15 protein-coding genes and 1 pseudogene are annotated in these 20,383 nt (G+C 74.2%); 9 read left to right on the plus strand and 7 right to left on the minus strand.

The window, feature by feature from the left end; translation table 11 throughout:
• Positions 1-505 precede the first annotated feature (505 nt).
• A complete protein-coding gene (locus tag ACFWA9_RS30265; protein WP_352295089.1) occupies positions 506-955 on the plus strand; it encodes a PTS glucose transporter subunit IIA in 450 nt (149 codons plus the stop codon).
• A gap of 100 nt (positions 956-1,055) precedes the next feature.
• Positions 1,056-2,726, plus strand: coding sequence for a phosphoenolpyruvate--protein phosphotransferase (gene ptsP, locus ACFWA9_RS30270; RefSeq protein ID WP_352295087.1), 1,671 nt, complete (start codon positions 1,056-1,058; stop codon positions 2,724-2,726).
• Positions 2,727-2,820: 94 nt separating this feature from the next.
• On the opposite strand, the gene ACFWA9_RS30275 is transcribed toward ptsP, so the two are convergent.
• From ACFWA9_RS30275 to ACFWA9_RS30285, 3 genes are all read right to left on the minus strand, one after another.
• On the minus strand, positions 2,821-4,839 hold the full coding sequence (locus ACFWA9_RS30275) for an acetoacetate--CoA ligase (protein WP_329490866.1): 2,019 nt from the start codon (positions 4,837-4,839) through the stop codon (positions 2,821-2,823).
• A 154-nt stretch (positions 4,840-4,993) separates the two neighbouring features.
• Entirely contained in the window at positions 4,994-5,542 is a 549-nt protein-coding gene (locus ACFWA9_RS30280; protein WP_329490865.1) for an NUDIX domain-containing protein, read from the minus strand.
• A 39-nt stretch (positions 5,543-5,581) separates the two neighbouring features.
• On the minus strand, positions 5,582-6,484 hold the full coding sequence (locus tag ACFWA9_RS30285; RefSeq protein ID WP_380391230.1) for an NUDIX domain-containing protein: 903 nt from the start codon (positions 6,482-6,484) through the stop codon (positions 5,582-5,584).
• A gap of 243 nt (positions 6,485-6,727) precedes the next feature.
• Between ACFWA9_RS30285 and mmuM the strand changes: the two genes are divergently transcribed.
• The 5 genes from mmuM (at position 6,728) to ACFWA9_RS30310 (ending at position 12,960) form a co-directional block, all read left to right on the plus strand.
• On the plus strand, positions 6,728-7,678 hold the full coding sequence (gene mmuM / locus ACFWA9_RS30290) for a homocysteine S-methyltransferase (RefSeq protein ID WP_380391233.1): 951 nt from the start codon (positions 6,728-6,730) through the stop codon (positions 7,676-7,678).
• A 118-nt stretch (positions 7,679-7,796) separates the two neighbouring features.
• Positions 7,797-8,561 (plus strand): IclR family transcriptional regulator, encoded by a 765-nt coding sequence (locus ACFWA9_RS30295; RefSeq protein ID WP_352295079.1) that lies wholly within the window; start codon positions 7,797-7,799, stop codon positions 8,559-8,561.
• Positions 8,562-8,855: 294 nt separating this feature from the next.
• The gene (locus ACFWA9_RS30300) at positions 8,856-9,593 is read left to right on the plus strand and encodes an MIP/aquaporin family protein (protein WP_380391237.1); all 738 of its coding nucleotides are present in this window, start codon (positions 8,856-8,858) and stop codon (positions 9,591-9,593) included.
• A 94-nt stretch (positions 9,594-9,687) separates the two neighbouring features.
• A complete protein-coding gene (gene glpK / locus ACFWA9_RS30305) occupies positions 9,688-11,214 on the plus strand; it encodes a glycerol kinase GlpK (RefSeq protein WP_329490860.1) in 1,527 nt (508 codons plus the stop codon).
• A gap of 153 nt (positions 11,215-11,367) precedes the next feature.
• The gene (locus tag ACFWA9_RS30310) at positions 11,368-12,960 is read left to right on the plus strand and encodes a glycerol-3-phosphate dehydrogenase/oxidase (protein ID WP_329490859.1); all 1,593 of its coding nucleotides are present in this window, start codon (positions 11,368-11,370) and stop codon (positions 12,958-12,960) included.
• Between the two features lie 280 nt (positions 12,961-13,240).
• Here ACFWA9_RS30310 and ACFWA9_RS30315 read toward each other — a convergent pair whose 3' ends face one another.
• On the minus strand, positions 13,241-14,632 hold the full coding sequence (locus ACFWA9_RS30315; protein ID WP_329490858.1) for a gluconate:H+ symporter: 1,392 nt from the start codon (positions 14,630-14,632) through the stop codon (positions 13,241-13,243).
• Entirely contained in the window at positions 14,629-15,183 is a 555-nt protein-coding gene (locus ACFWA9_RS30320; protein WP_329490857.1) for a gluconokinase, read from the minus strand. Before ACFWA9_RS30320 ends, ACFWA9_RS30315 begins: the two co-directional genes overlap by 4 nt.
• Before the next feature lie 143 nt (positions 15,184-15,326).
• Between ACFWA9_RS30320 and ACFWA9_RS30325 the strand changes: the two genes are divergently transcribed.
• Both ACFWA9_RS30325 and ACFWA9_RS30330 read left to right on the plus strand, forming a co-directional pair.
• Entirely contained in the window at positions 15,327-16,022 is a 696-nt protein-coding gene (locus ACFWA9_RS30325; protein ID WP_329490856.1) for an FCD domain-containing protein, read from the plus strand.
• Positions 16,023-16,180: 158 nt separating this feature from the next.
• A complete protein-coding gene (locus ACFWA9_RS30330) occupies positions 16,181-16,582 on the plus strand; it encodes a hypothetical protein (RefSeq protein ID WP_329490855.1) in 402 nt (133 codons plus the stop codon).
• On the opposite strand, the gene ACFWA9_RS30335 is transcribed toward ACFWA9_RS30330, so the two are convergent.
• Both ACFWA9_RS30335 and ACFWA9_RS30340 read right to left on the minus strand, forming a co-directional pair.
• A complete protein-coding gene (locus tag ACFWA9_RS30335) occupies positions 16,558-17,322 on the minus strand; it encodes a metallophosphoesterase (protein WP_380391241.1) in 765 nt (254 codons plus the stop codon). The genes ACFWA9_RS30330 and ACFWA9_RS30335 overlap by 25 nt on opposite strands.
• Before the next feature lie 68 nt (positions 17,323-17,390).
• Positions 17,391-20,383 (minus strand): annotated as a pseudogene (locus ACFWA9_RS30340) (hypothetical protein); the annotation flags it as partial.

Here is a 20,383-nt window from a genome sequence, read left to right on the forward strand (position 1 = left end):
GCGTTGACTTTTGGCACGCTGTTGAGTTCTCAAGGAACGGACACTTCCTTCGGACCGCCTTCCAGCGGGCCCTCCGGGCGCTTCGTTCTTTCGTGCTTCCAGCTTACCAGACGCTTTCCGCTCCGTTTACCGGTGCTTTTCGCTTCTGAAATCTGCTGTTAACCGTCGACTTGCGGCGACTCGACCAACCATAGCGGGTCGTCGGCCGGAGCGCGAATCGGGGCACGCCGAGCTTCACCCGCTCGGAGGCATGATTTGTTGCTCTCGCGAGCATATACAGCAATGGTCCCGATTCGCCAAGATGCCTGTAGAGTGCGGCGCATCGGCCAAGAGGACTAGACCACTAGCGGTCGGTGAGATGGCCGGCCGGTGAGGGCGGGCAGGGCGTGAGTGTTCGCCCGGGAATGTCAGCAGATGTCCGAAGTTGACATGATTTAGGCTTCAGTCGATGCCCTTGCCGCAGTTCGCGGCCGCTCTCTGTACTGCGCACTTGGGAGGCTCAACCATGACCACTGTGACGTCGCCGCTGACCGGCCGTGTCGTCGGGCTCGCCGGCGTGCCCGACCCGGTCTTCTCCGGCGCGATGGTCGGCCCCGGCACCGCGATCGACCCGGTGCGCCGGCCGACCGAGGCCGTGGCCCCGGTGGACGGTGTCGTCGTCTCCATGCACCCCCACGCGTTCGTCGTCGTGGACGCGGACGGACACGGCGTGCTGACGCACCTCGGCATCGACACCGTGCAGCTCAACGGCGAGGGCTTCGAGCTCCTCGTCAACAAGGGCGACACGGTGACCCGCGGCCAGGCCGTCATCAAGTGGGACCCGGCCGCCGTCGAGGCCGCGGGCAAGTCGCCGATCTCGCCGATCGTCGCTCTGGAGGCCGCCCCCGACTCGCTCGGCGACCTCCGCGAGGACGGGGACGTCGCCGTGGGCGACGCCCTCTTCAGCTGGAGCTGACCTCTTTCTTTACTGCAGACCCGCCCCTCCGGACTCGGTGGGGCGGCCCGGCACACAGCGGTACCCGGCGGGGCCGCTTCTCTCAGCGGAGACAGGTGACATGGAGAAGACGCTGCGCGGCGTGGGTGTGAGCCACGGTGTCGCGATCGGCCAGGTGCGGCACATGGGGACGGCGGTGCTGGAGCCGTCGGCCACCCAGATCCCGACCGAGGACGCCCCCCGTGAGCAGGCCCGCGCCCAGGCTGCCGTCGAGGCGGTGGCCGCGGACCTGATCGCCCGCGGCAACCTGGCCGGCGGCGAGGCGCAGGCCGTGCTGGAGGCCCAGGCGCTGATGGCCCAGGACCCGGAGCTGATGGCCGACGTGGCCCGCCGGATCACCGTCGGCAGCAGCGCCGAGCGCGGCGTCTACGACGCCTTCGCCGCCTACCGCGCGCTGCTCGCCTCCGCCGGGGAGTACCTGGCCGGCCGGGTCGCCGACCTGGACGACGTGCGCAACCGCATCGTGGCGCGGCTGCTGGGCGTGCCGATGCCGGGCGTTCCGGACAGCGACGAGCCGTACGTGCTGTTCGCCCGTGACCTGGCGCCGGCCGACACCGCGCTGCTGGACCCGACCCTGGTGCTCGGCTTCGTGACCGAGGAGGGCGGGCCGACCAGCCACAGCGCCATCCTCGCCCGCGCCCTGGGCGTGCCGGCCGTCGTCGCGCTGCCGGGCGCGACCGATGTCGCCGAGGGCACCGTGGTCGCGGTGGACGGCAGCTCCGGCGACGTGCTGCTGGAGCCGTCGCAGGAGAAGCAGGACGAACTGCGCCGCGCGGCCGCCGAGCGCAAGGCCGCGCTGGCCGCCTCGTCCGGCCCGGGGCAGACCTCGGACGGGCACCGGGTGCCGCTGCTCGCCAACGTCGGCGGTCCCGCGGACCTGCCGGCCGCGCTGGAGGCCGGGGCGGAGGGCGTGGGCCTGTTCCGCACGGAGTTCCTCTTCCTGGACGACTCGGCCAAGGCTCCCAGCGAGGAGAAGCAGGTCGAGGCGTACCGCAAGGTGCTCGAGGCGTTCCCGGAGGGCCGGGTCGTGGTCCGGGCGCTGGACGCGGGCGCGGACAAGCCGCTGGACTTCCTGACCCCCGCCGACGAGCCCAACCCGGCGCTGGGTGTGCGCGGTCTGCGGACCCTGCTGGAGCACCCCGAGGTCATGCGGACCCAGCTGCGCGCGCTGGCGAAGGCGGCCGAGGGGCTGCCGGTGCACCTTGAGGTGATGGCCCCGATGGTGGCCGACCGCAAGGACGCCAAGGACTTCGCGGACGCGTGTCGCCAGGCCGGGCTGAGCGCCAAGTACGGGGCGATGGTGGAGATCCCGTCGGCGGCGCTGCGGGCGCGGTCGATCCTCCAGGAGGTGGAGTTCCTCTCGCTGGGGACCAACGACCTCGCGCAGTACACCTTCGCCGCCGACCGCCAGGTGGGTGCGCTGGCGCGGCTGCAGGACCCGTGGCAGCCGGCGCTGCTGGACCTGGTCGCCTTCTCGGCCGAGGCCGCCCGGGCCACCGGCAAGAGCTGCGGCGTCTGCGGCGAGGCCGCCTCCGACCCGCTGCTCGCCGTGGTCCTGACCGGGCTCGGCGTCACCAGCCTCTCCATGGGCGCGGCGTCGATCCCCTATGTGCGGGCGACGCTGGCCAAGTACACGCTGGCGCAGTGCCGCCGGGCGGCCGAGGCCGCCCGCGCCGCGGACAGCGCCGAGGACGCGCGGGCCGCGGCCCAGCAGGTGCTGTCCGGCGAGTGACACCCGGCGCGCGGCCGGAGCGAGGACTGCGAAGGGGTGCCCCCACCGTCATGGGGGCACCCCTTCGTGCTGTCCGGGTTCGTGCTGTCCGGGGTCAGGCCCGGCGGTCGCGGCGGAGCTGCTCGAAGTAGCGCAGGTGCTCGATGTCGTCGACCGAACCCGGGTTCACGGCCTGCTCCAGCGGGGTGCCGGAGAGCAGGCGCTTCACCGGGACCTCGATCCGCTTGCCGGTGAGGGTGTGCGGCAGGCCGCGGACGGCGATGACCTCGTCGGGGACGTGGCGCGGGGAGAGCTCGGTGCGCAGCGAGGTGCGGATCCGGCCGACCAGGCCGTCGTCGAGGACCGCGCCGGGGGCGAGCACGACGAAGAGCGGCATCCAGTAGCCGCCGTCGGGCTCCTCCAGGCCGATGACCAGGGACTCGGCGATCTCGGGGAGGCGCTCGACGACCTCGTAGATGTCGGAGGAGCCCATCCGGACGCCCTGGCGGTTGAGCGTCGAGTCGGAGCGGCCGTGGATGACCACGGTGCCGCGGGAGGTGACGGTGATCCAGTCGCCGTGGCGCCAGATGCCGGGGTACATCTCGAAGTAGCTGTCGTGGTAGCGGGCGCCGTCGGGGTCGTTCCAGAAGCCGGTGGGCATGGACGGGATCGGCTTGGTGACGACGAGTTCGCCGACCGCGTCGGTGAGCGGGCGGCCGTGGACGTCCCAGGACTCGACGGCGGCGCCGAGGCAGGGGGCCTGGATCTCACCGAGGTACACCGGCAGGGTCGGGACGCCGCCGACGAAGCAGGAGCAGACGTCGGTGCCGCCGCTGACGGAGGCGAGCCAGACGTCCTGCTTGACCTCGTCGTAGATCCAGCGGAAGCCGTCGGGCGGGAGCGGGGAGCCGGTGGTGCCGATGCAGCGGACGGCGGAGAGGTCGAGGTCGCGGCCGGGGTGCAGCTCGGCCTTGCGGCTGGCGATGACGTAGGCCGCGGAGGTGCCGAGGACGGTGGCGCCGGTCCGGGCGGCGACGGACCAGAGGGCACCGGTGTCCGGGTGCCCGGGGCTGCCGTCGTAGGTGACGATCGTGGACCCGGTGAGCAGGCCGGCGAGGAGGAAGTTCCACATCATCCAGCCGGTGGAGGTGTACCAGAGGAAGCGGTCCTCGGGGCCGAGGTCCAGGTGGAGCCCGGCCTGCTTGAGGTGCTCCAGCAGGATGCCGCCCTGGCTCTGGACGATGGCCTTGGGCAGGCCGGTGGTCCCGGAGGAGTAGAGGACCCAGAGCGGGTGGTCGAAGGGGACGGCCTCGAAGACCGGCTCGACGTCGTCGGCGACCAGGTCGTCCCAGTGCAGGGCGCCGTCGGGGGCGGGTGCGCCGAGCAGCGGGACGTGGACGACGGTGCGCAGGCTGGGGAGCTCGCGGCGGAGTTCGGCGACGACCTCGGCGCGGTCGTGGTCCTTGCCGCCGTAGTGGTAGCCGTCGACGGCGAAGAGGACGGCGGGCTCGATCTGCTGGAGGCGGTCGAGGACGCTGCGGGCGCCGAAGTCGGGGGCGCAGCTGGTCCATACGGCGCCGACGGCGGCGCTGGCGAGGAGGGCGACGGCGGCCTGCGGGATGTTGGGCAGGTAGGCGCTGACGCGGTCGCCGGGGCCGATGCCGCGGGCCCGGAGGGCGGCGGCGAGCGAGCCGACCTGGCGGCGGAGCTCGGACCAGGTGAGGACGGTCGGCTGCTCGGTGGTCTCGTCCAGGTGGAGGATCGCCGGCTTGTCGGCGTTGGCCTCGTCGTCGGCGGCGCGCAGGGCGTGCTCGGCGTAGTTGAGGCGGGCGCCGGGGAACCAGCGGGCGCCGGGCATGGCGGCTTCGGCGAGGACGGCTTCGGGGGCCTCGGTGAAGCGGACGCCGAACCACTGGGTGACGGCCGTCCAGAAGCGGTCGAGGTCCTCGGTGGACCAGCTGTGCAGGTCGGCGTAGCGCCGGGCGGCCTGCTCGTCGCTGTCGACGGGGGCCAGCGGGGCGGCCGGTGCGCCGTGGTGTTCGGCGGCCCAGGCCTGGAAGGCCACGAGGCCGGTGGCCGCGGCGCGAGCGGGGTTGGGGCGCCAGAGCGGCTGGTCCTGGGATGGGGTGCTCACGGTGGTGGTCTCCCGGCCGTTGGATGGGACGGGGGTGCTTGTGGCAGGGCCCGTCCGGTTGGGGCTGTCGGAGCAGACCCTGCCATGTGATCGCGCGGTGCGCCAGGGTCTGCTGCGGCCGTGCGAGCCTGGTCAGCCCCGTCCCCGGGCACGGTCAGTGGTGGGCGTACTCACCGTTGAACCAGGCCTGGGAGACCCGGGTGTGGAACGCGAAGACGAGGGCGGTCGTGGGGTCGGCGAGCTGCCAGCCCTCCGTCTCCTCGGTGGGGACCGAGGGCGGGAGCTCGGCGAGCGGGCGGGCGGGGAGCAGGCCGAAGAGGCAGAGGAAGCCGCCGTGCGTGTCGGAGTCGGTGGCGACCAGGGTGACGTCACCGGCCTCGGCCAGGATGCCGGTCTCCTCGCGCAGTTCGCGGACGCAGGCCTGCTGCCAGCTCTCCCCGTAGTCGACGTAGCCGCCGGGCAGGGCGAGTTGGCCGTAGCCGGGCTCGATGGTGCGGCGGATGACCACGAGGCCGGGCGCACCGCTCTCCTGGGTGACCGGGAGGAGGGTGACGACGACGGGCAGCGGGTTGCGGTAGCTGATCTCGGAGCAGCCGGGGCAGGTGCGGGGCCAGGCCGTGGTGCCGGGCGGGTAGGGCGTGCCGCACCAGTGGCAGTGGGAGTTCGGCCGGTTGCTCGTCCTGCTCACCTCTTGAGTCGTCATGGCCGGATGGTAGTGCGCGGGCGCGACCGGTGGCGCCGGTCAGCGGATCTCGTCCTCCCGGGTGGGCCTGAGCAGCGCGGGGTGCAGGAGGTGGGCGTCGCCGGCGTGGTAGGTGCGGGCCCGTGGGCCGCCGCGGGCGCCGCCGCGCTCGGTGGTCGTCCCGGTGCTCTCGACGAAGCCGGGCACCGAGAGCACCTTGCGGTGGAAGTTGCCGGGGTGGAGCTTCTCGTCCCAGACCGCCTCGTAGACGGCGCGCAGCTCGGGGATGGTGAAGTCGTACGGGAGGAAGGCGGTGGCCAGCGGGCTGTACTCGATCTTCGCGCGGGCGCGGTCGAGGCCGTCGGCGACGATCCGGGCGTGGTCGAAGGCGAGCGTCGTGGTGCCGGCGGGGCCGTCGGCCGCGGGTTGGTGGCCGGTGTGCCCGCCGACGCCACCCCCGTGGGTGTCGGCGGGCACACCGGCGGCTGGGGACCGGCCGGTGGACGGCCGGAGGTCGAGGTCGGTGACGGCGTGCCAGGCGGCGGTGGCCGCGTCCGAGCCGGCCCGCGGGTCGGGCAGGTCGGGGGCGAAGGCGAGGTAGGCGACGGAGACCACGTGCATGCGCGGGTCCCGGGTGGGGGCGCCGTACGTCCCGAGCTGTTCGAGGTGGATCCGGCTGAGGGCGGCCTCGGCGTCGGCGGTGCCGAGCAGGCCGGTCTCCTCGGCGAGCTCGCGGGCGGCGGCCTCGTCGAGCCCTTCCTCGCCGGCCCGCAGGAAACCGCCGGGCAGTGCCCAGTACCCCTGGTAGGGCGGCGCGGCGCGCTCGACCAGCAGGACGTGCAGGCTGCCGTGGCGCAGCGTCAGGGCGACGACGTCGACGGTGACGGCGACGGGCGTGTAGGCGCGCGGGTCGTAGGCGGCGAGCCAGTCGTTCTCGTGGGCGGGCGGTCGTTCCACGGTCATGGCGGGCTCCTCTCCGCTGGCGCTATGTCGGGCCGGTCGGTCGCTGCCGGGCGTGTCGGGTGTGGCGGGCGTGTCGTGCGGTCGGCGGTACCGGGAGGACCGGCGGGCCGCCGACCTGCCGTCGTTCTCGGGGTGAGCACAACGTAGCGATCCGGGGGCCGGGCGGCAAATGGTTTTCGGGCCGGCCGGGGGCGGCCGGTCTTCTACTCTGTGACCAGGAGCTTTGCCCCCGAGGAGGCCGCCATGCCCGCCCCTGCCCCGCCGGGCTTCGCCGCCGCGCTGGCCGCCGGTCCGCTGGTCCTGGACGGCGGGCTGTCCAACCAGCTGGCGGCGGCCGGGCACGACCTGTCGGACGCGCTGTGGTCGGCCCGGCTGCTGGCGGACGCCCCGGAGGCGGTGGTCGCCGCGCACCGGGCGTACTTCGAGGCCGGGGCGGAGGTCGCGATCACCGCGACCTACCAGGCGAGCTTCGAGGGGTTCGCCCGGCGCGGGCTGGGCCGGGCGGACGCGGAGCGGCTGCTGGCGCTCGGGGTGGAGCTGGCGCGCCGCGCCGCGGCGCCGGTCCGGGCGGACCGGCCGCTGTGGGTCGCCGCGTCGGTGGGGCCGTACGGCGCCGCGCTGGCCGACGGCTCGGAGTACCGGGGCCGGTACGGGCTGACGACCGCCGAGCTGGAGGCGTTCCACCGGCCGCGGCTGGAGGTGCTGGCGGCCGCCGGGCCGGACGTGCTGGCGCTGGAGACGGTGCCCGACGCGGACGAGGCGCGGGCGCTGCTGCGGGCGGTGCGCGGGCTGGGCGTGCCGGCCTGGCTGTCGTTCAGCGTGGCGGGCGACCGGACCAGGGCCGGGCAGCCGCTGGCGGAGGCCTTCGCGCTGGCCGCGGACGCCGACGAGGTGGTCGCGGTGGGGGTGAACTGCTGCACGCCGCAGGACGCCGACCGGGCGGTGGCGACGGCGGCCCGGGTGACCGGCAAGCCGGTGGTGGTCTATCCGAACAGCGGCGAGCGCTGGGACGCCGGGGCCCGTGCCTGGCGCGGTGCGGCGACGTTCGGCGTGCCCGGGGCCGCTCCCGGCGGCGGCCGGGCGGGGGTGGCGGGGTGGCTTGCCGACGGCGCGCGGCTGGTGGGCGGCTGCTGCCGGGTGGGCCCGCGGGAGATCGCGGCGCTGGCCGCCGAGGTGGCGCGCGGGCGGGACTGACCGCGCCGGAGGGAGATTACCGAGGGGGAAGGTGCACGGACGGGGCGCGGCCTGGCAGACTCGTCCCGTTACCACTGCGGTCGACATTGTCGACCGCCTGTCAGCGCGGAGGTACCGAATGCCCGGCCCGATCCAGTCGCTCTCCCGGGCCGCCGCGATCATGCGCCTGCTGGCCGGCGGCGAGCGCCGCCTGGGGCTGTCCGAGGTCGCGACGGCCCTGGGCCTCGCCAAGGGCACCGCCCACGGGATCCTGCGCACCCTCCAGCAGGAGGGGTTCGTCGAGCAGGACCCGGAGAGCGGCAAGTACCAGCTGGGCGCGGAGCTGCTGCGGCTGGGCCAGAGCTACCTGGACGTGCACGAGCTGCGCGCCCGGGCCCTGGTCTGGGCGGACGACCTGGCCAGGGCGGCCGGCGAGACCGTCTACCTCGGGGTGCTCCACCAGCAGGGCGTGCTGATCGTGCATCACGTCTTCCGTCCGGACGACACCCGGCAGGTGCTGGAGGTCGGCTCGATGCAGCCGCTGCACAGCACCGCCCTCGGCAAGGTGCTGCTGGCGTACGACCCGGTGGCCCGCGGGGAGCTGGGCGAGGGCCCGCTGGAGGCGTACACCGCGCGGACCCTGACCGACCTGGCGGACGTGGACGCCGAGGCGGCGCTGACCCGTGAGCGCGGCTGGACCGACTCGATCGAGGAGACCTGGGAGGGCGTGGCCTCGATCGGCGCGCTGATCCAGGACCGGCGGCGCAACCCGGTCGGCGCGGTCTGCGTCAGCGGCCCGGTGGAGCGGGTCTGCGAGGACGGCTTCGTGCGGCCCTCGCTGGTCGCCTCGGTGCGCAGCGCGGCCCGGGCGATCTCCCGGGACCTGGGCGCCGGACGGTTCTGACCCCGGCGCCGGCGGCCGCGGCCGCGGACATCTGACGTTCACGCTGAGGCGCGGACAGGCGGGATGCCTGTCCGCGCCTTAGCGTTTTGTCCATATTTGACGTGAGTCGATTGGTAACTTCGAGTGAAGGGTCACAGCTGCGTAACCCGGCCTTGACGTGAAGGCGGCCTGGGGAGGAAGCTTCCGCATGACGGTCGACATTGTCGAACGATGGCCGAGCAGATCACTCCCACAATGCGCTCACCCGCACAGCGATCGCTCAGCCACCTGCCCCCACCCGCACCTCCGGGCCATATGGACAAGGGAGTCTTTGTGTCCGCGTTCTCCAACGGCGACATCTTCGTCGGCGAAACCCTCGGCACCGCCGCGCTGATACTTCTCGGCGGCGGCGTCTGTGCCGCCGTGACGCTCAAGAAGTCGAAGGCCCTCAACGCCGGCTGGCTGGCGATCACCTTCGGCTGGGGCTTCGCGGTGATGATCGCCGCCTACATGTCGGCCCCCAAGTCGGGCGCGCACCTGAACCCGGCCGTCACCCTGGCCCTCGCCGTCGACAGCGGCGACTGGAGCAAGGTGCCGGTCTACCTCGGCTCCCAGCTGCTCGGCGCGATGATCGGCGCCGTCCTCGTCTGGGTCACCTACCTCGGCCAGTTCCAGGCCAACAAGGAGGCGACCCTGGGCATCTTCTCGACCGGTCCCGAGATCCGGAACCCGGTCCAGAACCTGCTCACCGAGATCATCGGCACCATGGTCCTCTGCCTGGGCATCCTCACCCAGGGCCTGAACAAGGGCCTCGGCCTCTCCGGCACCGGCATCCTGATCGTCGCCCTCACCGTCGTCGGCATCGGCCTCTCGCTCGGCGGCCCGACCGGCTACGCGATCAACCCGGTCCGCGACCTGGGCCCGCGCATCGTGCACTCGCTCCTGCCGATCCCGAACAAGGGCGGCTCCGACTGGTCCTACGCCTGGATCCCGGTGGCCGGCCCGGTCATCGGCGGCCTGCTGGCCGGCGGCCTGTACCACGTCGCCTTCTGACGCTCCTCGGGTTTCCACCCCACCCGAGCACGGGGACTGACCCGAGAGTCGGACCCACCCACCCCGCAACCCCCTTCTTGAGCCGAGGACCCTCATGACCTCCATTGGCACCGGTAACTACATCGCCGCGATCGACCAGGGCACCACCTCCAGCCGCTGCATCATCTTCGGCGAGGACGGCCGGATCGTCGCCGTCGACCAGCAGGAGCACCGGCAGATCTTCCCCCAGCCCGGCTACGTCGAGCACGACGCCGCCGAGATCTGGACCCGGGTGCAGTCGGTGGTCCGCGGCGCGCTGGAGAAGGCCGGTCTGACCAAGGACGACATCCGCGCGATCGGCATCACCAACCAGCGCGAGACCACCGTCCTGTGGGACAAGAACACCGGCGAGCCGGTGCACAACGCGCTGGTGTGGCAGGACACCCGCACCGAGGGCCTCTGCCGCGAGCTGGGCCGCAACGTCGGCCAGGACCGCTTCCGCCGCGAGACCGGCCTCCCGCTGGCCAGCTACTTCGCCGGCCCGAAGATCCGCTGGCTGCTGGACAACGTCGAGGGCCTGCGCGAGCGCGCCGAGGCCGGCGACATCCTGTTCGGCACCATGGACACCTGGGTGATCTGGAACCTCACCGGTGGTGTCAACGGCGGCAAGCACGTCACCGACGTCACCAACGCCAGCCGCACCATGCTGATGAACCTGCGCTCGCTGGAGTGGGACGACAAGATCGCCGAGTCGATGGGCGTGCCGATGGCCGTCCTGCCGGAGATCCGCTCCTCCGCCGAGGTCTACGGCGAGGCCGTCGGCGACCTGGCCGGCGTGCCGGTCGCCTCCGCCCTCGGCGACCAGCAGGCCGCGCTGTTCGGCCAGACCTGCTTCGACAAGGGCGAGGCCAAGTCGACCTACGGCACCGGGACCTTCCTGCTGCTGAACACCGGCGAGGAGGTCGTCAACTCGTACCACGGGCTGCTGACCACCGTCGGCTACCGGATCGGCGACCAGAAGCCGGTGTACGCGCTGGAGGGCTCGATCGCCGTCACCGGCTCGCTCGTCCAGTGGCTGCGCGACCAGCTCGGCATCATCTCCACCGCCGCCGAGATCGAGACCCTCGCCAACACCGTCGAGGACAACGGCGGCGCCTACTTCGTCCCGGCCTTCTCCGGCCTGTTCGCCCCGTACTGGCGCTCCGACGCCCGCGGTGTGATCGCCGGTCTGACCCGGTACGTCACCAAGGGCCACCTGGCCCGGGCCGTGCTGGAGGCCACCGCCTGGCAGACCCGCGAGGTCGTCGACGCCATGCAGAAGGACTCCGGCGTCGAGCTCACCGCCCTCAAGGTCGACGGCGGCATGACCAGCAACAACCTGCTCATGCAGAACATCGCCGACGTGCTGGACGCTCCGGTCGAGCGCCCGTACGTGGCCGAGACCACCGCGCTGGGCGCCGCCTACGCGGCCGGCCTGGCGGTCGGCTTCTGGAGCGACCTGGACACCCTGCGGGCCAACTGGCACCGCGCCGCCGAGTGGACCCCGCGCATGGACGAGGCCACCCGGGAGCGCGAGTACAAGAAGTGGCTCAAGGCCGTGGAGCGCACCATGGGCTGGGTGGAGGAGGACGAGCAGATCTGACCGCGGACGCCGGTCGGGGCCCCCGGGCCCCGGCCGGCCCGCTCCCGTTTCACCGGCCCGCCGCACCGGGCCGAACCGGCCTCTCAGCAGGGGCCGCACCGCACACCGAGAGGAGTAACGGCGCCGCCCGACCCGCGCCGCCGTACACACACCATGGCTACCATCCCGACCCTGGGCGCCGAGCGCTTCGCCGGCCGCACCGCCTCCCGCGCCGAGACCCGCGAGCTGCTGGGCAAGGCCACCTACGACCTGCTGGTGATCGGGGGCGGCATCCTCGGCACGGCCGTCGCCTGGACCGCGTCCCAGGCGGGCCTCAAGGTCGCCATGGTCGATGCCGGCGACTTCGCCGGGGCCACCTCCAGTGCCTCCTCGAAGCTCGTGCACGGCGGTCTGCGCTACCTGCAGACCGGGGCGGTCAAGCTGGTCGCCGAGAACCACAAGGAGCGCCGCGCGCTCGCCACCGACGTGGCCCCGCACCTGGTCAACCCGCTGACCTTCTTCGTGCCGGTCTACAAGGGCGGCCCGCACAGCGCGCCCAAGCTCGGCGCCGGTGTGTTCCTCTACTCGGCGCTCTCCGCCTTCCGCGACGGCATGGGCCGGGTCTCCACCGCCGCGCACGCCGCCCAGCAGGTGCCCGCGCTGCGCACCGAGGGCCTGCGCTCGGTGGCCGTCTACGGCGACCACCAGATGAACGACTCGCGCGTCGCCGTGATGACGGTGCGCGCCGCCGTCGACGCCGGCGCCGTGGTGCTCAACCACGCCGAGGTCACCGGCCTGCGCTTCACCGGCGGCCGGGTCACCGGCGCCGACCTCAAGGACCGCCTGGACGGCACCGAGTTCGGCGTGAACGCCCGCCTGGTGCTCAACGCCACCGGCCCGTGGGTCGACCACCTTCGCACCATGGAGGACGCCGGCGCCGCGCCGTCGATCCGCCTCTCCAAGGGCGCCCACGTCGTGGTCAAGCGCCGTGCCCCGTGGCGCGCCGCGCTGACCATCCCGATCGACAAGTACCGCGTCTCCTTCGCCATCCCGTGGGAGGACCACGTCCTCCTCGGCACCACCGACGAGGAGTACACCGGCGACCCGCAGGACGTCCGGGCCACCGAGGCGGACATCGACCAGATCATGGGCGAGGCCGCGCACGCCATCCGCGACGAGCACATCGACCGCGACCTGATCACCTACGCCTTCGCCGGCCTGCGGGTGCTGCCCGGCGGCCCCGGCGACACCGCCGCCGCCAAGCGCGAGACGGTCGTCACCGAGGGCCGGGGCGGCATGCTGTCGGTCGCCGGCGGCAAGTGGACCACCTACCGGCACATCGGCCGGACCGTGCTGGAGAAGCTGGCCCACGTGCCCGGCACCACGCTCGGCGAGGACATGTCGACCATCGCCCGGACGGTCCCGCTGCCCGGCGTCGGCGCGCCGAACGCCGTCGCGCACCGCCTGCTGATCGACCGTGAGCCCGGCTCGCGGATGGAGCCGCTGGTCGCCAAGCACCTGGCCAGCCACTACGGCACGCTCTCCTTCGAGATCGCCCGCATGATCGACGAGAACCCGGAGCTCGGCCGGCCGATCCACGAGGACGGCCCGGACGTCTGGGCCCAGGTCGCCTACGCCGCCGACAGCGAGTGGGCGTACACCACGGACGACGTGCTGCGCCGCCGCACCACGATGACCGTCCGCGGCCTGGACACGCCGGAGATCCGCTCCGAGGTCGACGCCTTCCTGGCGAAGCGCGCCAAGTGACCGCGTGGCCGGGTGAGGACCGTCCCGTGAAGCGCTCGGCCCCGTAGGGCCGGCGCACAGGACTCGAAGGGCGGGCACCCCGGGCTGGGGGTGCCCGCCCTTCGGCATGTCCGCACGGCCGGGCTCACGGGCTCCTGCGGGTCGGCTGCCGGGGCGGTCCCCAGGACCCGCTCGGCTGCCCGCCGAACCGCGGTCGGGCCGCGCGACCGGCCGCCGGGCAACGCCGGAGGGCGGCACCCGTGGAGACGGGTACCGCCCTCCGGGAAGCGCGGGGGCGCGGTCAGATGATCAGGCTGAGCGGCATGATCAGGGCGATGGCGACGACCGAGATCACGGTCTCCATCACCGACCAGGACTTGAGGGTCTGGCCGACGCTCATCCCGAAGTACTCCTTCACCAGCCAGAAGCCGGCGTCGTTGACGTGCGAGAAGAACAGCGAACCGGCGCCGATGGCCAGCACCAGCAGCGCCGCGTGGGTCGCGGACATGTCGGCGGCGAGCGGGGCGAGGATGCCCGCGGCGGTGATCGTGGCGACCGTGGCGGAGCCGGTGGCCAGGCGGATCAGCACGGCGATCAGCCAGCCGAGCAGCAGCGCCGAGATGTGCCACTTGGCGGACCACTCGCTGACCGCGTTGCCCACACCGACGTCGATCAGGGTCTGCTTGAAGCCGCCGCCCGCGCCGACGATGAAGACGATGCCCGCGATCGGGCCGAGCGACTTCCCGACGGTGTCGGAGATCCGGTCCTTGGTGAAGCCGGCCGCCCGGCCGAGCGTCACCATGCCGAGCAGGGTCGCGGCGAGCAGGGCGATCAGCGGCGAGCCGATGAAGTCGAAGATCCGCTGCGGCATCGCCTTCGGGTCGTCGACGACGACGTCGACCAGGGCCTTGCCGAGCATCAGGGCGACCGGCAGCAGGATGGTGGCGAGGACCGCGCCGAAGCCCGGGGTGTGCGCGGGCTTCTCCGTCTCCTCGGGCGCGGTGGCCTGCGGGATCTCCAGCGGGCCGACCCAGCGCTCGGCGAGCCGGGCGAACAGCGGGCCGGCGACGATCAGCGTCGGCACGGCGATCAGCAGGCCGAGCGCCAGGGTGATGCCGAGGTCGGCCTTCAGCGCGTCGACGGCCACCAGCGGACCGGGGTGCGGCGGGACGAGGCCGTGCAGCACCGAGAGCCCGGCCAGCGCGGGGATGCCGATCCGCATCAGCGGGACGTTGCCGCGGCGGGCCACCAGCAGCACGATCGGGATCAGCAGGACGACCCCGACCTCGAAGAACAGCGGCAGGCCGAGGACGGCCGCGATCAGCGCCATCGCCCAGGGCAGCGCCCTGGGCCCGGAGCGGGCGAGCACGGTGTCGGCGATGATGTTCGCCCCGCCGGAGTCGGCGAGCAGTTTGCCGAGCATCGCGCCGAGCCCGATCAGCAGGCCGACGCCCGCGACGGTCGCGCCGAACCCCGTGGAGAAGCTGCCCAGCAGCTTGTCGAAGGGGGCGCCGGCGACGGCGGCCAGCAGGCCCGAGCCGAGCGTGAGGGCGAGGAACGGGTGGAGCTTCAGCCGGGTGATCAGCACCACGATGGCGCCGATGCTGAGCAGGACCGCGATCAGCAGCTGGGCGTCGCTGTCGGTGTGCGGCAGGGCCGGTGGGGCGGCCGCCGCGAGCAGGGTGGGGGTCACGCGAGGTCTCCATTGACGGGCCGCAGCAGTGCCACGGCCATCTCGACGAGTTCTTCGGGGGTCGGGCCGACGTCCAGGACCGCACCGCGCTCGTCCGCCCCGAGGGGCTCCAGGGCGGCGTACTGCGAGTCGAGCAGCGACGGCGGCATGAAGTGTCCGGTGCGGTGGGCGAGCCGGTCCCCGACCAGCTCGTGCCCCCCGCTGAGGTGCAGGAAGAAGGCGCCCGGGCAGGCCGCGCGCAGGGTGTCGCGGTAGCGGTGCTTCAGCGCCGAGCAGGTGACCACGCCGCCGGTGCCGGCCTCGGCCCGCTCCCCCAGCCAGCCGCCGAGGGCGCGCAGCCAGGGCGCGCGGTCCGCGTCGTCCAGCGGGATGCCCGCCGACATCTTGGCGATGTTGGCGGGCGGGTGGAAGTCGTCCGCCTCGGCGTAGGGGAGGTCGAGGCGGTCGGCCAGCAGGCGGGCCACGGTGGTCTTGCCGACACCGGAGACGCCCATCACCACGAGGGTGAGGGGCGACGCGGGGGTGTCGTGGTTCTCGACGCTGAGAGCCATGGGTGGTGCTCCTTCGTTGCCAGGCCGCCACTATCGCTCCAAAGATATGACGTATTCAAGAGTCGGAAACCAAATCGTCATACTTTTACGCGTTGCGGGGGCCGCCCGGCGAGCGGGCCGGCCGGGCCCTCTAGGCTGGCCGGATGGAGATCCAGGGGCTGCCCGGCCGACTGCTCGCCGACCTCGGACCGGCCATCGCCTCCGGTGAGATCCCCGAGGGGGCGGTCCTGCGCGCCGAGGAGCTGGAGCAGCGGTACGGGGTGTCGCGGACGGTGGTCCGCGAGGCCGTGCGGATCCTGGAGGGGATGGGGCTGGTCGCCTCCCGGCGGCGGGTCGGCAGCACCGTCCAGCCGAAGTCCGCCTGGGACGTCTTCGACCCGCTGGTGATCCGCTGGCGGCTGGCCGGGACCGACCGGCCCGCGCAGCTGCGCTCGCTCGGCTCGCTGCGCGTCGCGGTGGAGCCGGCCGCGGCCGCGCTCGCCGCCCGGCACGCCAGCGACGACGAGCGCCGCGAACTGCTCTCCCTCGCCGGGGAGTTGACGATGACGGCGCGGGCCGCCGACCTGACCACCTTCCTCCGGCACGACATCGCCTTCCACGCGACCGTCCTGAAGGCCTCCGGCAACGAGATGTTCGCCCACCTCGGGGACACCGTCGGTGCGGTGCTCACCGGCCGCACGGAGTACCATCTGATGCCTCATCAGCCCGAGCCGTACGCGATCCGGCTGCACCGCGAGGTCGCGGAGGCGATCTGTGCGGGGGACGCGGCCCACGCCGAGCGGGCGATGCGCACGATCGCCGAGGGCGCGCTGGCGGAGCTCGACCAGCAGCTGGGGTGATTCGCCCGGGGGGCGCGGTTTCCGGTGCAGATCACACGATTTGACGCCAGTTCGGCTGATTCCCGCGCATGGTTCGGGTACCACGGGGCAGAGTGGTGCGCAGGGGCGCGTTCCGGCGCGCCCGTCCCGCCGTCGTGAGCGCGCCTGGGGGTCGCCCGATGCCATCCGCACGCCGTCGCCGCCGTCGCCTGCCCGACGAGGTGCGCGCAGCCGCAGTCCGGGCGGTGCTCTGCCTGTCCTTCACCCTGGTCGGCCTGGTCGTCGCGGCGCTGGGCTCGTACGCGGACAGCTGGCTGATGACGCCGGCGCTGATGGCGATGGGGCTTGGGGTGTTCGGCACCATGTGGTGCCTGCTGGAGATCCTCATCTCGCGCCAGGTCGCCGCCCAGCGGATGCGCGGGCCGAACTCCGCCTCGCCGATGGCCGGCAGCCGGGCGCCCGCCGGGGTCCGGCCGGTGCCGCGCCCGGCGGGCCCCCCGACCGGGACGGCGCCCCAGCCGTGGGTGCCCACCGCGCAGGGCGCCCGGGTGGGTGGTCAGGCCGGCACGACGGCCCGGTAGTGGGTGGTGAGCCGGCCGTCGTCGTCCAGGACGTGGAAGGCGAGCATCGGCGGCTGCTCGAAGCTGATCCCGGGGCCGCCCTCGCAGGGCAGCGTGACGGTCGACACCACACCCGGCGCGACCAGTACCGGCAGACCGGCGAACACGGTGGCCGCGCCGGTGTGGGAGTGGCCGCAGAGCAGGGCGGCCACCCGGGGGTGGCGGGCCAGCACCTCGGCGAGCCGCTCCTCCCCGAACTGGCGGATCGGGTCGACGGTCGGCAGGTGGAGGACGACCGGCGGGTGGTGGAAGGCCACCAGCGCCGGCCGGTCCGGACGGCCCCCGGCCAGCTCGGCGTCCAGCCAGGCCAGCGTCCCCTCGTCGAGCAGGCCGTCGTCGCGGCCGGGGATCGACGAGTCGAGCAGCAGCAGGTCGGCGCCGGGCAGTCCGTGCCGCCGGTTGACCGGGCCGTCCGCGGGCGCCTCCCCGAGCAGTCCCTCCCGGTAGGGCGCGCGCCGGTCGTGGTTGCCGGGACAGGTGAGCACCGGGTGGCGGGAGACCAGCACCTTGGCGGCCTGCTCGTACTCCGCCGGCAGGCCGTGGTCCGCGAGGTCGCCGGTGACCAGGACGGCGTCCAGCGGGCCCGGCAGGGCGTTGAGGTACGCCATCACCCGCTCGGCCCGCCGGTAGGCGCGGGCGCCGCCGTCCCGGCGCCACTCCTGGCCGAGGTGGATGTCACTGAAGTGAGCGATCGTCAGCATGCCCCCACGGTAGGCGGGCCGGCGGCGATGGGGTAGCGGGTGTCAGGCCCGGCCCGGGGTAGCGGGGGTCAGGCCTGGCCCGGGGCCTCCACCGGGCGCTTGAACATCCGGGTCGCGGTGATCTCGCCGTGGATGGCCGGGCCGTCCGGGTCCTGCGGGGCGGGCAGGCCGGGGCGCAGGTGCTCCTCCACCGAGATGTACTTGAGGCCGGCCCGCAGGTCGGCGTCGTTGCGCAGCCGGATGACCAGCGGGAACTCGGCCAGCGCGGTGGTGTCGAACAGGCCGGTGGTGTAGATCAGCTGGACGCCGAGCGCGTCGGCGACCGCCCGCTGGAGCTCCAGCAGGTAGGTGGCGTTGGCGCGGCCGATCGGATTGTCCAGGAAGAGCGTGCCGGCGTGCCGCAGCTGGGACTGGCCCCGGTCGTTGGCCCGCAGCGCGGCCATCGTGCAGTACAGCGCGATGGCCGCGGTGAGCAGCTGGCCGCCGGAGAAGACGTCCGACATCTGGCCGACGCCGACCCGCTCGGCCCGCAGCACCGCGTCCGGCTTGAGGATCTCCACGCTGACGCCGCGCGGCCCGATCGCGGCGGCGACCCCGCGCAGCAGCAGGGACATCCCGTCGCGGCGCAGGTCGCTGTTCTTCCGGACGGCGGCGCGGGTGGCCTCGTCGATCACCTCGCCCAGCCGCTCCACCAGGGTGGCGTGGTCCGGGTCCTCGAAGCGGATCCGCAGGAACTCCTGGCCGGACCACTCCCCCAGGCCCTCGGGCAGCCGGGAGAGCCGCTGGGCGGCCCGCAGCGTGGTGAGCGAGGACTCGACCAGGCCGCGCAGCCGGTCGACGATCGAGCCGCGGTTGCGCTCCAGCTGGGCGAGCTCGTCGGTCAGCACCCGCAGCCGGGGCGCGAAGGCGGTGGCCCAGGCGGCGGCGTGGTCGGGCAGGGCGGCGGCGGGCAGTTCGCGGATCTGCTGGCGGGCCGGGGTGCGGACGGCCTCGTAGCGCGCCGCGTTGGCGTGCCGGACGAGGGCGTCGGAGGCGTCCCGGACGGCGAGTTCGGCGGCGGAGAGCTCGCCGGCGGCGGTGCGCAGGGCGCGCCGGGCCTCGGCGGCGGCCGTCCGGGCGTCGGCGAGCGGGCCCAGGTAGGGCTCGACCGGGCGGCCGTCCTCGTCCTGGTGCTCGCGCAGGCCGTCGCGCAGCTGCCCGGCGTGCTCGTCGAAGTCGGCGGCGGCGGCCTGGGCGGCGTCGAAGGTCCGCTGCAGGTCGGCGTGGGCGGTGCGGGCGGCGTCGACGCTCTCGCGGCGCTCGGCCAGCCGGGTGGTGGCGGTGCGCAGCAGGACCTGGGCGTGCTCGGGGTCGGTGGGGACGAGGTCCTCGGGCAGCTCGGTGTGCGCCTCGCCGTCGGCGGGCGCGGAGCGTTCGGCCTCGCCGCGCAGCCGGCCGAGCTGCTCGCTGGCGGCGGCGGCGCGGGCCTCGATGGTGGCGACCAGCTCCTCCGCGCGGGCGGCGGCGGCCTGGCGGGCCGGGCCGTCGGCGCCGTCGGGGCTGCCCAGCAGCTCCTCCGCCCGGGTGCGCACCTTGTTGGTGAGCCGGTCGAGTTCGGTCGCGGCGGCGGCCTCGTCCCCCTCGGCCCGGGCCTGTTCGGCGCGCAGGTCGGCGCCGACGCCGACCTTCTCGTACAGCTGGGACGCGGCGCGGTAGGCCTCGCGCAGGGCGGGCAGGGCGACGGGGGCGGCGGCGGGCTCGTCGGCCTGCTCGGCCGCGGGGATCTCGGCGCGCTCGGCGCGCAGGGTGCGGGCGGTGCGGCGGGCGTCGTCGGCGGCACGCTGGGCGGCGCGGCGGTCCTCGTCGCAGGTGCGGGCGCGCTCGGCGCACTGGGCCTGGCGGCGGTCGCACTCGGTCGCGTCCTCGGCGAGTTCGCGCAGGCTCCGCGTCCAGCCGGCGCGCTCGCGCAGGCGGAAGGCGAGGCCGGAGAGGGCGTCGGCGCGGCGCCGGGCCTGCTGGGCGGCCTCGCGCTGCTCCTCGTGCGCGAACGCGGCGGCGGCGTGGTCGCCCTCGGCCTCGTCGTGGTCGGCCCGCAGGGTGGCCAGCGCGGCGGCGGCCTGCTCGGCGTGCTCGTGGGCGGCCTCGGCGGCGGCGGCCAGCTCGGCGAGGGTGCCGGGCGGGCAGCTGGCGTGCCAGGAGGCGAGGCGGGCGGCGAGGGCGCGGTCGCCGCCCAGCCGGGCGGCCAGCTCGCGGATGTGCTCCTCGCGGGCGGTGGCGCGTGAGCGCAGCTCGCGGCGCTCGCCGTCGGCGGCGGTCTCGTCGTGCATGGCCGGGTTCGGCGGGACGAGGAAGAAGGCGGGCTCGCCGGTGATGGGCGCGATCAGCGCGGCGGCGGCGCCGACCGCGACGGTGGAGCGCGGCAGCAGCGCGGCGGAGTGCAGCGTCTCGCGGGCCCGGTCCAGCGAGTGGGGGTCGGTGATCACCACGCCGTCGACCAGCTCCGGCCGGGCGGCGAGGATCGCCTCGTGGTCCGCCGGGTCGACCGACTGGGCCAGGTAGCGCCAGCCGGGCAGCGCGGGGATGCCGTGCTCGGCGAGGTACTCGACGGTGGCGAGCACGTCCGGGCCGGGCGGCAGCAGGCCGCCGTCGCCGAGCGCGGCGAGGATGCGGGAGTCGTCGGCGGCCGCGGTGCGCAGGTCGAACAGGGTGCGTTCGGCGGTGGCGATCGCGTCGTCGAGCAGTTCCCGGAGCGTCTCGGCGGAGCGGTCGAGGACCGCGGGGGTGAGGAAGCCGGAGGCCTCGTCCGCGTCCTCCTGGTACGGGGTGAGGGAGAGCAGGTCGGCGAGCCGGGGCTCGGTGGCGAGCAGGGCCGCGGTGCGCTGCTCGGTGGCGAGCGCCTGGGCGGCGGCCTTGCGGGCGTCGGTGGCGCGGGCTTCGGCGAGTTCGGCCCGGCCGGTGGCCGCGGCGGCCTCGCGCGGCCACGGCCCGCACACCTCGCGCACCGCGCCGCTCCTCGCCGAGACCGCAGCCCGCATCTCCGCACGGCGCGGCCCGCTCGGCGGGCTCCTCTCCGCCTCCGAGC

Origin of the sequence: Kitasatospora sp. NPDC059973 (assembly GCF_042737525.1) — a bacterium.
Taxonomy (GTDB): Bacteria; Actinomycetota; Actinomycetes; order Streptomycetales; family Streptomycetaceae; genus Kitasatospora.